The organism is Desulfomicrobium aestuarii, from assembly GCF_055385525.1.
Genome location: NZ_AP042427.1, coordinates 1,435,841 through 1,449,935 on the forward strand (window position 1 = coordinate 1,435,841; position 14,095 = coordinate 1,449,935).

Annotated in this window: 11 protein-coding genes, 1 tRNA gene and 1 pseudogene; 8 read left to right on the forward strand and 5 right to left on the reverse strand. The window is 53.5% G+C overall.

Annotated features, from left to right (window positions below):
• Positions 1 to 502: 502 nt before the first annotated feature.
• Positions 503 to 700: a hypothetical protein gene (locus tag ACZ5AC_RS06545; protein ID WP_464250644.1), complete on the reverse strand. Its 198-nt coding sequence runs from the start codon at positions 698 to 700 to the stop codon at positions 503 to 505.
• 162 nt (positions 701 to 862) lie between these two features.
• Here ACZ5AC_RS06545 and ACZ5AC_RS06550 point away from each other — a divergent pair, with 162 nt between their 5' ends.
• On the forward strand, positions 863 to 2,254 hold the full coding sequence (locus ACZ5AC_RS06550; protein WP_464250148.1) for an IS4 family transposase: 1,392 nt from the start codon (positions 863 to 865) through the stop codon (positions 2,252 to 2,254).
• Between the two features lie 19 nt (positions 2,255 to 2,273).
• Here ACZ5AC_RS06550 and ACZ5AC_RS06555 read toward each other — a convergent pair.
• Positions 2,274 to 3,410, reverse strand: a pseudogene (locus ACZ5AC_RS06555) (transposase); the annotation flags it as partial.
• Between the two features lie 104 nt (positions 3,411 to 3,514).
• Between ACZ5AC_RS06555 and ACZ5AC_RS06560 the strand changes: the two are divergent.
• Entirely contained in the window at positions 3,515 to 4,345 is an 831-nt protein-coding gene (locus tag ACZ5AC_RS06560; protein WP_464250149.1) for a choice-of-anchor L domain-containing protein, read from the forward strand.
• A 768-nt stretch (positions 4,346 to 5,113) separates the two neighbouring features.
• On the opposite strand, the gene ACZ5AC_RS06565 is transcribed toward ACZ5AC_RS06560, so the two are convergent.
• Positions 5,114 to 5,290, reverse strand: coding sequence for a hypothetical protein (locus tag ACZ5AC_RS06565; protein ID WP_464250150.1), 177 nt, complete (start codon positions 5,288 to 5,290; stop codon positions 5,114 to 5,116).
• 414 nt (positions 5,291 to 5,704) lie between these two features.
• Between ACZ5AC_RS06565 and ACZ5AC_RS06570 the strand changes: the two genes are divergently transcribed.
• The 4 genes from ACZ5AC_RS06570 to prsR all read left to right on the forward strand — a co-directional run bounded on the left by ACZ5AC_RS06570 (position 5,705) and on the right by prsR (position 10,287).
• The gene (locus tag ACZ5AC_RS06570; protein ID WP_464250151.1) at positions 5,705 to 5,953 is read left to right on the forward strand and encodes a hypothetical protein; all 249 of its coding nucleotides are present in this window, start codon (positions 5,705 to 5,707) and stop codon (positions 5,951 to 5,953) included.
• Positions 5,954 to 5,963: 10 nt separating this feature from the next.
• Positions 5,964 to 6,650, forward strand: coding sequence for a CPBP family glutamic-type intramembrane protease (locus tag ACZ5AC_RS06575; RefSeq protein WP_464250152.1), 687 nt, complete (start codon positions 5,964 to 5,966; stop codon positions 6,648 to 6,650).
• Positions 6,651 to 6,732: 82 nt separating this feature from the next.
• Positions 6,733 to 8,784, forward strand: a complete 2,052-nt coding sequence (gene prsK / locus ACZ5AC_RS06580) for an XrtA/PEP-CTERM system histidine kinase PrsK (RefSeq protein ID WP_464250153.1) — start codon at positions 6,733 to 6,735, stop codon at positions 8,782 to 8,784.
• A 132-nt stretch (positions 8,785 to 8,916) separates the two neighbouring features.
• Positions 8,917 to 10,287, forward strand: a complete 1,371-nt coding sequence (gene prsR, locus ACZ5AC_RS06585; protein ID WP_464250154.1) for a PEP-CTERM-box response regulator transcription factor — start codon at positions 8,917 to 8,919, stop codon at positions 10,285 to 10,287.
• 114 nt (positions 10,288 to 10,401) lie between these two features.
• Here prsR and ACZ5AC_RS06590 read toward each other — a convergent pair.
• Both ACZ5AC_RS06590 and ACZ5AC_RS06595 read right to left on the reverse strand, forming a co-directional pair.
• A tRNA-Ser gene (locus ACZ5AC_RS06590) sits at positions 10,402 to 10,469 on the reverse strand.
• A 346-nt stretch (positions 10,470 to 10,815) separates the two neighbouring features.
• The gene (locus tag ACZ5AC_RS06595) at positions 10,816 to 12,207 is read right to left on the reverse strand and encodes an IS4 family transposase (RefSeq protein ID WP_464250155.1); all 1,392 of its coding nucleotides are present in this window, start codon (positions 12,205 to 12,207) and stop codon (positions 10,816 to 10,818) included.
• A 193-nt stretch (positions 12,208 to 12,400) separates the two neighbouring features.
• Here ACZ5AC_RS06595 and ACZ5AC_RS06600 point away from each other — a divergent pair, with 193 nt between their 5' ends.
• Complete coding sequence (locus tag ACZ5AC_RS06600; RefSeq protein ID WP_464250156.1) at positions 12,401 to 12,679, forward strand: hypothetical protein; 279 nt, start codon at positions 12,401 to 12,403, stop codon at positions 12,677 to 12,679.
• A gap of 50 nt (positions 12,680 to 12,729) precedes the next feature.
• Positions 12,730 to 14,094, forward strand: coding sequence for a KAP family P-loop NTPase fold protein (locus tag ACZ5AC_RS06605; RefSeq protein ID WP_464250157.1), 1,365 nt, complete (start codon positions 12,730 to 12,732; stop codon positions 14,092 to 14,094).
• Position 14,095: the final 1 nt, after the last annotated feature.

The following is a 14,095-nucleotide window of genomic DNA, read 5'->3' on the forward strand; positions in this document are numbered from 1 at the left end:
CCGCCTGGTCTGAAGCAATATGGGGGGTGTCGAAATTTCAGATCGGGCTGTCGGCCATTCTTACAGATGCGGGTTTGTGTAGTCGGGATATTTCGCGCTGTTCGGGAGGGCATGATGAAGGAGGGAATCAGGGGGGGCAAATAAAATTTATGTCCTGCAATCACCATGTGAGCGAGCCCCGGTGCTCTCAAGCCAGTCATGTCAATCGCCCTTCCCAAATCGGTTTTTCGCCGCGAATCCTCTTCTGGAACACCTTGTTTGCGCGCCGCGTCAACGTGAGTTGGTGCAAGGTTTTTCAGTCGATAAGAGCCGGTACTTTCAAAAGCAACAATGTTTGATTGTTGTTTAAAATTGAATAGTTATGGGTTTTTGGGCGATACGGGGGGCTTCGAGTGCAGGAACGGCTTGCGAAAATCTTTATCGACCTGAAATATTGATAATATGCTGGCACAAAGTCTGCTATGTCTCCTTGAGGCTTAACAGCCCGTTGATTTATTCATGATCAACACAGTTCTACGGTAATCTGCGCTCCAACAAATTCTTCGCCGGTCTCGCTCTTCATCTCGACAAAAATCATCGAGAAGACCATCCCTCCCAGAACAAAAACAAAAATCTGCACAGAATTGAGGTAAAAATACCCCTTCGGGGTCCCGAAACCTATCAACTGGCGCATCAGCAGGCCGAGGTTGAACCCGGCCACGCACAGCAGGTATCGTTTGTGGACTCGACTTTCGGGGTTGTTAGTAAAGTCGCTGAAAAAGAAATCTATTCGAAATAATTGAATATTTTGATTGAGGGGATCCTTCTTCTGTAGTAGTTCTTTTGTTACCACACAACAGAACACAAAAAAAGGAATCCCCGCATGCAAACTACAAATAATGCCATCGATTTGCAACTCATTAAAAACGAGTGTGAGAGCAGAATCGATTCGTTTTTCAGTCAGTTCGGAATTGCGACCATTGCGCGAAATTCAAGCATCAAGAAAGCAAGAGGATATTCTGCTTTGACTATTCTTCTGAACATCTTTGTTCTTCCTTTTATAGGAAAGAATATCTATCGAAGCATCGTCATCAATCCAAAAAGCGATGTCGGAAAAGATGCCATCTATGAGTTCATGCGCTCAAACAATTTCGGTTGGAGACGATTCTTGCTCAAACTGGCCTTTGGCGTTCATGAATTTGTTGACGGTTTGACGAGTAAAGGTCGTGAATCCGTGCTTATTCTCGACGATTCCACCATCGAGCGTCCCAGATCGAAGAAGGTTGAACTGCTGGCCAAAGTTCATGACCATACGACTGGGCGATTCCTCAAGGGTTTCAAATTGCTCACCTTGGCATGGTCCGATGGATCGACCCTGTTGCCTCTCGACTTTGCGCTGCGCTCTTCTGCGAACAAAAAGCAACGATACCAAGAAGTTTCCAAAGATCTTGATAAGAGATCATGCGGCGCACGGCGGCGCCAGGAGGCTGTGACCAAATCCACGGATCTGATCGAACCCATGATCGAACGCGCTCTGAAAGCCGGCATCAAGGCCAAGTTCCTGCTCATGGACAGTTGGTTCGCCATGCCTTCCCTGATCTCCGAGGTTTGCAAGCACGTCTCCGTCATCTGCATGGTCAAACGCACACCCAAAATCCACTACATCTTCGAAGGGCAGAAGATGGACGTGACGCAGATTTACAGCCTGATCCGAAAACGCAGAGGCAGGGCCAAGATCCTGGCCAACGCGCAGGTTGAGTTCAAAGACGGCCTCAAAGCCAAGCTCGTCTTCGTGCGAAACAAGCACAAGAGAGACTGGCTGGCCTTGCTTACCACTGACCTCATCCTTGCCGATGAAGACGTTGTCCGCATTTACGGCAAGCGCTGGGACATCGAAGTGTTCTTCCGCACGGCCAAGCAGCACTTGGAATTGGAGAAAGGCTGCCAGGGCCGTGACTTCGACGCTCTCATTGCTCACACGACCATCGTGATGACCCGATACATCTTCCTGAGCATCGAGAAACGCAGGACGGAAGATCCAAGAACCCTTGGCCTGCTGTTCCATCGTTGTTGCGAAGAGGCTGAGGACTGCACGCTCGTCAAAGCGCTGTGCCAAATCCTAGGCATTACTCTGGAAAGCCTGAAGAAACTTGGCGACAACCAGAGCCAGGCCGAACGCATACTGCTTGAGGCTTTTCAAGAAGGAATGCGTAGTTTGGGGCACAATTTCGATTATATTTTCAATGAACAAAGGTTGTTAGCTGCTAATGGCTAACCCCGAAAGTCGAGTTGTGGACGTTTTCCTGCCCGCGAAGGTGCGTTCGGCGCATTCCTCCACGATCAAGCACATGCTGGAAACTTCGTTCGACCAATTCCGTTCGTCGCTTTGCCAGTTCGCGCCCTTTTACTGTCTTCAACCGAGCGCGGTTATTGTAAACGGCGCGCCGTGCCTCGTGGTCACCATTCCAGTTGTACAGCCCGTTCGCCTTCGGCTCAGCGATCCTTGTCTTCCAGACACCGCCATCCAATTCTTTCATTACTTCCCGAGAATGGTAGCCCTTGTCCGCAATGACCTCCGTCGGAGCCGTGGTTATCGGCGTGCATCCAACGTCGGAAAGATTCTTACGGGCTGATTCCAGCGTATTGCCGATCGTCGCCGTGTCCCCCTGGTCGGCCTTGTGGATGTCGGCGGAGACAATCGCTCCGGTGTCCAGGTCTACGGCATGCTCGGGCTTGTAGGCGAGGTGAGTGCGGCCGTCCTTCATCTTGGTGATCCGCGCGTCCTCGTCGCTCTCCGACTTCCAGTCCTTGTTCGAAAGCTTCTTGCCCTTGCGCTTGCGATCCATGCGGGCCAGTTCTTCACGGGTCGGCGTCTTGATCCCGCTGTCCTTGGCAATGCGCTCAAGCATCTGCTGGTACGTTTCGCCCGTATCCCGGCGCACTATCGAGCGCATGGCGGCGTTGGCTTCCATGGTCGAAGCGTCGACGCCGAGGCGCTCCCCAACTACCAGGCCGGATTTGGTCAGCGCCTGCAACACCCAGCCGAACACTTCCTGGTGGACTTCCAGGGGCAACCTCTGCCGGATTCTGCTCAGGCTGGAGTGGTCCGGAACCCTCTGGGTCAGGGAGAGTCGCAGAAACTTTCGCAGCGACAAGGAGTCGGAACACCGCCACTCAAGCCCGCGCTCGCTCTCGATACCTTCAAAATAGCCAACCAAGTGCATTCTGAAATATCGACCTGGAGGAATGGATTTCCTGCCAGGACCGGACGTATAATAAGGCTCACAGAGTTTCTCGACAAAGCGGTCAAAGCCGCCCTTGATCAAGACCGACTGCAAGCGGTCATAAAAAACGTGTCCAGGTGAGCGCGGTAAATCCGCACACATGACAAACACCTGACCCTGATCATCACCTTGGTTGCCAAGTCCCATAACAACTCCTTGTTCATGGCAACCTTCTATATTTCTGAGAATTTTTCAACAGTCAGTTAAGACTCTAATTCATGTGTAATCAACGCTATCGTGCCGGGGGAGATATGAAAAATGCGCTGTGTGTGTTTGTTGTGAGTTTTCTTGTCATCGTCAGCGGGGCTGCCCATGCAATGAGCATCACTCCGACCGCCGATGCCGCCACGCTGGTGAACAATCTGTTGGGCAGCGGCGTCAGCGTTGTTTCAAGCTCGTTCAGCGGCGCCAACGGCGCTGCGGGTCTGTTCAGCGGAGCGTCAGGGGCCATTGGCATCAACTCAGGCGTGATTCTGACCAGCGGGTTGGCCAGCTTGGCGGTGGGGCCAAACAGTCAGGCCAACGCCGGGGAGAATAACGATGTTTCCGGGACTGCGCAACTCAATGCACTCATTCCGGGCTATACTACGCATGACGCATCAGTTCTTGATATTGTTTTTACAACAGAAACAGGAAATCTTTTCTTTAATTTCGTCTTTGCATCTGAAGAGTATAATGAATGGGTAGGTTCGAGCTATAATGACGTATTCGGATTTTTTATAGACGGCGTTAATATAGCACTTCTTCCCAATGGAAGTCCTGTTTCTATTAATAATGTCAATTTAGGGGCTAATTCTGCGTACTATATTGACAATACTGGCAATATTAAATTTGATACTCAATATGATGGATTCACAACTGTTTTGACAGCCCAGGCGCTGGGCTTAGGCGCTGGGGCACATACGATCTCGCTGCAGATTGCCGATGCCGGCGATTACGTCCTTGATTCCGCCATCTTTCTTCAGGCCGGCTCATTCAGTGGTACAAACCCGGCCGTTCCTGAGCCCGGTACGATGTTGCTCCTCGGTGCCGGATTGTTGGGGCTCCTTGGCTTGAATCGCAGGGGGGTGTGTCGAAAATAGTTACAACCCACAGGCTCCTCGACTCCTACCTGCGCCTCCAGCACATAATGTGTTGGAGGCGCACATTATTTCAGCTGGTCCGGCAGGTCACGCCCCCCCCCTGGCCGATCCCGCCGAAGTACATGGACCATCACAATCTCGCCATCCCCCGACGTCATTCACAACCTGGACGCCCTGATCCTGGCCGTTTCCCATGCAGCTTTCACGACCATGCACGCAGCGGTTTGCCAATCCCTGCTCGGCAATGGCGGGTGCATGGCCGATGTGAAGTGAATAAACGGTTCAAGAATCTCCTTCATAATTTCAGCTTTGAACATGTGGCTGCCTTCCTGAGACACCGTTGCATGGCGAACGGACTGCGCAAATCATACAAAGGAGTTGTGTATCACCGGAAGCTCACAGAGTTTGGCGATAATTCAGATCAAGTTGTCGAATGGTCGTATAGGTTCGGTTTGGCGGGATAGAAATATTTTGGGTTACTCGGAATAAAATAATCTTCGTGTCGGCAAGCGCTTTTCGATCAGCAGCTCCAGCTCGGGCAGCACCGTCCTGACGAGGGTGGGGCGGCGACTAGCCCGGGAGTAGCAGTTCAGGAAGAGGTTCGATGACGTTCGGGCCGGGTTTGAGAATAGGGGATGACGGGTGCCCCGGCACAGTCATGGACGGCAATCAAGACGGCATCCCCCCTGAAAAAGCAGTGGTGCATGTGGGGGTAAAGGCAGCGACTGAGGCCGCGTGTCTTGCCAATCACCAGGCACCACCCTTCGTTCAAATACCTCCTGCCGGAACGGTCCAGACAGTCTCGGTCAAGGGCGGGGCTTGGCTGACGACCGCCCCCGGGCCTCCGGGCATGCCGCGAAAATGGAAGGGCGCGCACAGCCCGTTGCGCCACCAGCTTTTGAGCAGTTCGCCCACGACCCAGGTCTCCAGCATCGCTCGGGCCATGGCCCCCGCCTCCAGCGTCTCCGGGGACGACCACTCCGTCAGGAAGGCGGCCAGGCCCGTGTCCAGGAAATTGAGCTCGGGACAGGGAACAACTTCAATTTGCTTGAGATTTCACGTCAGGCAACCTGTTGCCGGTTGATTTTGACGCAGCGTAGGCTTGTATGACGTCTAGCATTCGGATTTCCCTGCGAATGTTGCTGTTTTCCGCTGTGATGGGATTTTCCGGCTTTGGCTTACGATTTGTGTAAGACGGTATTAGTGTTGGAATATTTGCTGGGTATGATGTAGGTAAAAGCGTCAGGGCCATGGCGGCCTGCGATTCCCCGTCCCGGCCGGGACGGGGGTCTGATGCGAATGGGACAGTTCGGCCGCCAATCCTTTTCCTGTCCCGAATCACGGCGCGCGCGGATGCATATGACGGAAAAAAAGCCCCCACAGGTCAGTCCCTTTCTCTTTCCCGTCGGTCTTTTCTGCTTCGGTCTCTGGTTCTTCTACGACGGCTGGATCAGTACCGACCCGGCCATGCAGGAGCACCTTCTCTTCAACCGCATCGGCAGCGCCATCATGCTGCCGTGGGCGGTCTTCGATTTCATCAGGACCAGAAAGAGCGAAAGGGCATACAAGGCCCGCATGCAGGCGCAACCGACGCCGCCCGAGTCCTGAGACGCCGCCGATGCTGACCAACCGCCAGCTCGTCGTGCCCTACGCCCTGCCGTATTTCACCTATGTGGGGCTGGCCTCGGTGCCGGTGGATGTGCTGAGCCGGGAGGTCAATTACGGACTGCGCCTCCTCGTGGTCGGCGCGCTGCTTCTGTGGGCCAGGCGGTGGTTCTGCGCCTTCAGGGGGCCTGGATCGCTGGCGGTGTCCGTGGCCTGGGGAGCTGCGGCCGGAGTTTTCGGGGCCGCGCTGTGGGTTGGCCTGTTGTCCCCCTTCGTTTCCGCCGAAGGGGCGCAGGCCTGGCAGCCCCTGGCGTTCTGGCTGCGCTTCGCTGCCGCGGGCGCCCTGGTGCCGGTTTTCGAGGAACTGGCCATGCGCTGCTTCGTCTTCCGTCTGGCCCTGCAGTGGGGCCGGGAACGCGACAAAGGCACTCAGGCGCCCCTGCAGGCCGTACTCGACGAGCGTTCCCTGAACGACGTGCGGCCCGGGGAGTGGTCCTGGACGGCCGTGTTCGTCTCCACGGCGATTTTCGCCGCCGGCCACGGCATGTCCGAATGGCCGGCGGCCGTGGCCTACGGGCTGCTGATGTGCGGGCTGTGGGTGATGCGCAGGGATCTGGTGTCCTGCATGGCCGCGCATGCGTCGACGAACGTAACGCTGGCGCTGTACGTGCTGACCACGGGCCAGTGGCAATACTGGTGAGAGTGGGGGTGGTGGACGCTATGGGCGAGACGGACCGTATGGACCTTGCAGACCAGACCGATGGGGTGGATGGGGCGTCGGCATGAGCGTTTCGCTTGTGCTCACGCTGGCCACCCTGGTCGCGGTGGCTGTGGCGGCGGGGTTTGCGCTGCGTGTGGGGCTTGGCGCCCTGCGCGGGGAGCGGTCCCGGGCTTCGGGGGTGCTGGGGGTGGCGCTGCTGCTTACGGCCGGGCTCGAAGCCTTGGATCTGCTGTGCGTGCTTTTCCCGGCGGAAATGCCCATCTGGCGTTCGGCAGGTTTGGTGGCGGAAGGGGCCCTGGGGCCGGCCTGGGTCTGGTTCACGGCCCTCTTCGCCCGCGACTACGAGGACGGCCGATTGCCGGCCCTGCAGCGCGGGCTGATCGCCGGAGCAGGCCTCATGCTGCCATGGGGCGCTTACCTGGCGGCCACGGGGGCCTACTTCGCTCCGGATTTCACCACGGAGATGCTCCTCTTCCTGCTGCCGGGGAGCTTCTATTTCTACATCGGCTTCATCATGTGCTGCCTGGCGGCCCTCTTCAACATCGAGGCCACGCTTTCCGCGGCCGTGCATTACCGGCGCTGGAAGATCAAGTTCGTGCTCATGGGGGCGGTGAGCATCCTGGCCGCCCTTGTGCTCTATTACAGCCAGGGGCTGCTTTACCGGTCCATCGACATGCGCCTGTCCGGCATGCGCTCCCTGGCGCTGCTTCTGGGCGCGGGCATGATGTGGTTCTCCGACCTGCGGCGCGGACCGGAGGTGCGCGCCAGCTTTTCGCGGCGCATGGCCTTCAAGTCCGTGGTCCTCGTGGCCGCCGGCCTGTACCTCGTGGCCTTGGGCCTCATGGGCGAGGGCGCCCGGATTCTTGGCGACGAACTGGGACGCAACGTCCTCCTGGGCGTCAGCTTCGTGGCCGGCATCGGCCTGCTCACGCTCTTCCTCTCCGAGAAAATGCGCCGCAGGATTCGCCTTTTCCTGCAGCAGCATTTCTACGGAGAAAAGTACGACTACCGCATCCAGTGGGTGCAGTTCACGGACAGGCTCATCTCGGCCCGCAACCAGGCCGAACTCCACCTGGCGGCCCTGTCGGCCTGCTGCGAGACCTTCGGCATCGTCGGGGCGGGCCTGTTCCTTCTGGACCACGGGAGCCGCACCTACATGCCCGTCAGTCTGGTGGAGACGGACCCCCAGGAGGGTGGTTTCGACGAGGGGTCGCACCTGGCTGCGGCTTTGCGCACTCGCCGCAGCGTGGTCCGCACCGCGGACGTGAACGACCGCTCCCCGTGGATGAAGGCGGCGCGGTTCGCCATTCCCATTTTCCGTGACGACAGCCTCGACGGCTTCGTCCTCCTGGGCCCTCCCATCAACCAGGCGGAGGAGTACGACGAGGAGGATTTCGAGCTCATGGACACCATGGCCCGCCACATCTCATCGGCCCTGCTGAACATCCGGCTCACCGAGCAGCTGGCGCGTTCCCGGGAGATGGAGATCATGGGCAAGGTTTCGGCCTTCGTGCTGCATGACCTGAAGAACCACGTCTACACCCTGTCCCTCATGGCCGAGAACGCCCGAAAGTTCATCGGAAACCCGGAGTTCCAGAAGGATCTGGTGGACTCCCTGGCCAGCACGGTGGGCAAGATGAAGATTCTCATCTCCCAACTCAAAGGCCTGCCCGACCGCCAGACCCTGAAGCGTGCGCCGGTCGGGCTGCTGGCCCTCGCCAGGGAGTCGACGCGGCTGCTGCACCAGGAGCGGTTGACCTTCGGGGGTGATGACGCCGTGGTCATGGTCGATGCCGAGGAGATGGGCAAGGTCATCCTCAACCTGTGTCTCAACGCCCTGGAGGCTTCATCTGACGGGCGTCCCGTGACCGTAACGACCGGGTCCGCCCCTGAGCCCTTCGTGCGCGTTGCGGACCAGGGCGGCGGCATCGACCCGGACTTCATCAGAACGGCGCTCTTCGAGCCTTTCAAGTCCACCAAGGCCAAGGGCATGGGCATCGGGCTCTACCAGTGCAAGCAGATCGTCACGGCCCACGGCGGCCGCATCGAAGTCAGGAGCGCGGTGGGGGAGGGGTCCGAATTCACGGTCTGGCTGCCGGGAACGGAGACGTGAGGGGAAGTATTGTGTGGACTGGATGGACGGAATGGACCATATGGACGACGTGGATTGGTTTTGAGCCGTCGTCCGATGGGTGTACGCATCCGGGCGGGGCTGGGCCCCGTCCTGCAAGAATAGAGGGATACCGTGGAAAATCTGCTCATCGTCGATGACAACGAGGATGTCCTGACCCAGCTCAAATGGGGGTTGGCCGGGGACGACTCCAAGCTCCATCTCGCGACCAGGGTGGATCAGGCCCTGGACATATTCCGCAAGGTCTCGCCGGGAGTGGTGACATTGGACCTGGGCCTGCCTCCCCACGCGGACACGTCCGAGGAGGGCTTCCGGGCCCTGGTCGAAATGCTCAAGATCAACCCCGCGGCCAAGGTCATCGTGGTCACGGGCAACGACGAGCGCGAGAACGCCCTGCAGGCCATCAAGCTCGGGGCTTTCGACTTCTTCCGCAAACCCATCGACCTGGACGAACTGCGCGTCATCATCCGCCGCGCCTTCCACCTGCACGCCATCGAGCGCGAGAACACGAGGCATCAGGGGGCGGTCGAGGCAGCGGCCTTGGACAATTACGGCATCGTCGGGGCCTGTCCGGCCATGCGCGGGGTCCTGAACCTCATCGGCAAGGTCGCGGCCTCGGACGTGCCCATCCTCGTCTCGGGCGAGTCCGGCACGGGCAAGGAGCTGGTGGCCCGCGCCATCCACGCCGGAAGCCTGCGCCGCAAGGGCCCCATGGTCTGCATCAACTGCGGCGCAATCCCCGAAAACCTCATCGAGTCCGAGCTGTTCGGGCACGAGAAGGGGGCCTTCACCGGCGCCGTGTCCACGGTCCAGGGCAAGGTCGAATACGCTTCCGGCGGCACCCTGTTCCTGGACGAGATCGGCGAGCTGCCCGTGAACCTGCAGGTCAAGCTGCTGCGCTTCCTGCAGGAAATGGTCATCCAGCGCGTGGGAGGGCGCAAGGACATCCCCGTCAACGTGCGCATCGTGGCTGCGACGAACATCGACATCGCCGCGGCCATCTCCGCCGGCACTTTCCGCGAAGACCTCTACTACCGCATCGGCGTGGTCAACATCCACCTGCCTCCCCTGCGCGAGCGGGAGGGGGATGTGCGCCTCCTGGCCGACTACTTCCTGGGCCGCATCGCCACGGAACTGGGCAAGAACGTGACCGGTTTCTCCCCCGACGCCCTGGCCGGCCTGGAAACCTACGCCTGGCCGGGCAACATCCGCGAACTGGAGAACAGGCTGCGACGGGCCGTGCTGCTGACCGACTCGAATCTCGTCACGGCAGACGTGCTCGGCTTCGAGGCCGGCGGCGGCCAGGAGGGGGGCTTCAGTCTTGGCGAGCACACCCTCAAGGAGGCCCGGGCCATGGTCGAGCGAAAGATGATCGCGGCCGCCCTGGCCAAATACGACGGCAACATCGTCAAGGCCTCCGAGGCCCTGGGCATCAGCCGGCCCACGATGTACGACCTCATCAAGAAGCATGGGATAGAGAACTGAGAAAGGTTCAAGGCCTACGGCGGAGTCCATGCCGCCCATTTCGCCCTTTACCCTCTCCCAACCCGAAAAAGAAAAAGAGCTTGAAGTTTTGCAACCTCAAGCTCTTGATTTCTATGGCGGGGCCGATGGGACTCGAACCCACGGCCTCCGGCGTGACAGGACGATGAATGCCGCTTTACCCCGCCGTATTTCAGCTTGTTACGTAGTTTTGCGTAGTCTCGTTTGGGTTCCAGTGGGTTCAAAAACCCACAAATAACCCACACTGCTTCATATCCCTTTGTCGAAAAACGTCATGTTTCACAGAATTACGAATGTGGCTGAATCTGCCGTTTCTCTAAAAAAATGTATGACATAAATAAGGACTTGCCTCCATTATAATTTTTTTTGTAACGGAAATCCAAAATCAAATCTTGCTCTGGGACTCAAGGTAAACTTTTTTATTGAGTATTTACAAAAGATAGGAGCAAACATGTCAAAGTTTATGATTCCTAATGGTCGAAAATCTAATTGGGAACTCGACTTTCGGGGTTAGCCATTAGTAGCTAATAACCTTTGTTCATTGAAAATATAATCGAAATTGTGCCCCAAACTACGCATTCCTTCTTGAAAAGCCTCAAGCAGTATGCGTTCTGCCTGGCTCTGAGTACCGCCAAGTTTCTTTAGGTTTTCCAGGGTGATGCCTAGGATTTGGCACAGTGCCTTGACGAGCGTGCAGTCCTCAGCCTCCTCGCAGCAACGATGAAACAGCAGGCCAAGGGTTCTTGGATCTTCCGTCCTGCGTTTCTCGATGCTCAGGAAGATGTATCGGGTCATCACGATGGTCGTGTGAGCAATGAGAGCGTCGAAGTCCCGGCCCTGGCAGCCTTTTTCCAATTCCAAGTGCTGCTTGGCCGTGCGGAAGAACACTTCGATGTCCCAGCGTTTGCCGTAAATGCGGACAACGTCTTCATCGGCAAGGGTGATGTCAGTGGTGAGCAAGGCCAGCCAGTCCCTCTTGTGCTTGTTTCGCACGAAGACGAGCTTGGCTTTGAGGCCATCCTTGAACTCGACTTGGGCATTGGCAAGGATCTTGGCTCTGCCCCGGCGCTTGCGGATCTGGCTGTATATCTGCGTCACGTCCATCTTCTGTCCTTCGAAGATGTAGTGGACCTTGGCCGTGCGTTTGACCATGCAGATGACGGGGATGTGCTTGCAAACCTTGGAGATCAGGGCCGGCATGGCGAACCAACTGTCCATGAGCAGGAACTTGGCTTTGATGCCAGCTTTCAGGGCACGTTCGATCATGGGTTCGATCAGTTCCGTGGATTTGGTCACGGCCTCCTGGCGCCGCCTCGCGCCGCATGATCTCTTATCAAGGTCTTTGGAAACTTCTTGGTATCGTTGCTTTTTGTCCGCAGAAGAGCGCAGTACAAAGTCGAGAGGCAACAGGGTTGATCCATCGGACCAGGCCAAGGTGAGCAACTTGAAACCTTTGAGAAATCGTCCGGTCGTATGGTCGTGAACTTTGGCCAGCAGTTCAACCTTCTTCGATCTGGGGCGCTCAATGATGGAATCATCGAGAATAAGCACGGATTCACGATCTTTACTGGTCAACCCGTCAATGAATTCATGAACGCCAAAGGCGAGTTTGAGCAAGAATCTTCTCCAGCCGAAATTGCTTGAGCGCATGAACTCATAGATGGCATCTTTTCCGACATCGCTTTTTGGATTGATGACGATGCTTCGATAGATATTCTTTCCGATAAACGGAAGAACAAAGATGTTCAGAAGAATAGTCAAAGCAGAATATCCTCTAGCCTTCTTGATGCTTGAATTTCGCGCAATGGTCGCAATTCCGAACTGACTGAAAAACGAATCGATTCTGCTCTCACACTCGTTTTTAATGAGTTGCAAATCGATGGCATTATTTGTAGTTTGCATGCGGGGATTCCTTTTTTTTGTGTTCTGTTGTGTGGTAACAAAAGAACTACTACAGAAGGAGGATCCCCCTCAATAAAAATATTCAATCATTCTCGATAGATTTCTGTTTCTCCGACTTTACTAACAACCCCGAAAGTCGAGTTGGGAAACTGTTTCGTTTGCGTTAATTAGAAATTTAATAAAACCAAATATGATGAATATTTTTAGTAGATCTCAACTTATGACACAAAAAAATCTAGATCTTGCAACTGTACTATTAAAAATACTTGGTCATAAAAAGCATCCTGAAAAACCAGAACAAACATTGCAAAGAACGATTCAAAACTTAAGAGACAAGGGAGATTTAGAATTTTTAGGTGAAGGTCGATACAAGTTGACACCTAAAGGAAGCCAAGAAATGACTCGTCTTCAAACAGTACTTGATGGTATTGAAGAAGCTTTTAAAGAAATAAATTTGAGAAAAATTAGATAGATAAGAGGTATTCTATCAGATTTTTTTTAAGAATAAAGGGAATGATATATATGAGAATTGCAACACCTCAGTTGGTCATTGAGCAAAACGATTCATTTGAGCAAGACATTTTAAATCGAAAGGCATATGGTGAAGCATTAATAAAGATTGTGACACAAACAAAAGATGCTTTGGTTATCTCGTTAGATGGTGGATGGGGAGAAGGAAAAACTACTTTTGTTAAAATGTGGCAAGGACTTCTTTTTAAATCAGACATTCCAAGTGTATACATTGACGCATTCAAAAATGATTATGTTGATGATGCATTTATTACAGTTATTAGTGCCATAACAGACTATGCAGAAAAAAATATTAAAAAAAGTTTAAAGCATAAAATACATGACTTGAAAGAAACTTCAAAAAAAGTTGGATGTCAATTACTGTCTTGGACTGCACGCGTTGGCGTCAAAGCAGCTACGCTTGGTATTATTAAAGATGCAGATATAGACTCTCTCAAAGATATAAAGGATGATGTATCGAATAATGCATCAGATTTTATAGGCAAACTTGTGGAAGAAAGAATTGCATCCCATTCAAAAAATGTTGAAATTATAAATTCTTTTCGCAAGATTTTGTCAGATTTACCATCAAAATTGCAACAAGAAGGGGATCGTCCTCTTGTTATTATAATTGATGAACTTGATAGGTGTAAGCCAACTTTTGCGGTTGAGATTTTAGAAAAAATTAAACATCTTTTTTCTGTGGAAAATGTTGTTTTTCTATTAGTAATGAACAAGTCGCAGTTAGAAGAATCAATTAAGTTTGTATATGGACAAAATATTGATGCTCATACTTACCTGCAAAAATTTGTTAACATAGAAACAAAATTGCCAAAAAATATATCGCATAAATATGAAAACGATATTAGAAAGTATGCAGAAAAATTAATTAAGATACACGAACTTCAAACATGGAGCGATGAAAGACAGTTGATTGACTGCGTTGAATCTCTTTCAATACATTTAAATTTCTCACTAAGACAACTTGAAAAGGTTTTTTCAAATTTAGCTATTTTTTATATAACAAGTTCAGAGAATGCTATGCGTATACCGCCGATTATCGCATTGCTTGCCGTAGTTAGAGTTGCAAAGCCATCATTGTTTGAAGATATGCTTTATAGGAAAACTAGTTACGCTCATGTTTATTCCGAACTAAACCTTTATGATCTAAATGATGACAGTGATCGCACTTCGACACTCCAATGGATAATGAAATGGATTAAATATGGTTTAATGAATGAGGATGAGTTTGCACAACTTTCAGAGAATGATGACGTAAAAATTATTGGAAATAATTTATGGCAATATCATGTCAGAAGAGAAAACATCATAGAATTTATAGCAAAACAAATTAGTATTTTTACGTTTAGAAGTTAGG

Bases quoted from the DNA above. Each gene is read 5' to 3' on its own strand.
- ACZ5AC_RS06550 (WP_464250148.1), top strand. From the start codon at position 863: ATGCAAACTACAAATAATGCCATCGATTTGCAACTCATTAAAAACGAG.
- ACZ5AC_RS06560 (WP_464250149.1), top strand. From the start codon at position 3,515: ATGAAAAATGCGCTGTGTGTGTTTGTTGTGAGTTTTCTTGTCATCGTC.
- ACZ5AC_RS06565 (WP_464250150.1), bottom strand. From the start codon at position 5,290: ATGGCCCGAGCGATGCTGGAGACCTGGGTCGTGGGCGAACTGCTCAAA.
- ACZ5AC_RS06570 (WP_464250151.1), top strand. From the start codon at position 5,705: ATGACGGAAAAAAAGCCCCCACAGGTCAGTCCCTTTCTCTTTCCCGTC.
- ACZ5AC_RS06575 (WP_464250152.1), top strand. From the start codon at position 5,964: ATGCTGACCAACCGCCAGCTCGTCGTGCCCTACGCCCTGCCGTATTTC.
- prsK (WP_464250153.1), top strand. From the start codon at position 6,733: ATGAGCGTTTCGCTTGTGCTCACGCTGGCCACCCTGGTCGCGGTGGCT.
- ACZ5AC_RS06595 (WP_464250155.1), bottom strand. From the start codon at position 12,207: ATGCAAACTACAAATAATGCCATCGATTTGCAACTCATTAAAAACGAG.
- ACZ5AC_RS06600 (WP_464250156.1), top strand. From the start codon at position 12,401: ATGAATATTTTTAGTAGATCTCAACTTATGACACAAAAAAATCTAGAT.
- ACZ5AC_RS06605 (WP_464250157.1), top strand. From the start codon at position 12,730: ATGAGAATTGCAACACCTCAGTTGGTCATTGAGCAAAACGATTCATTT.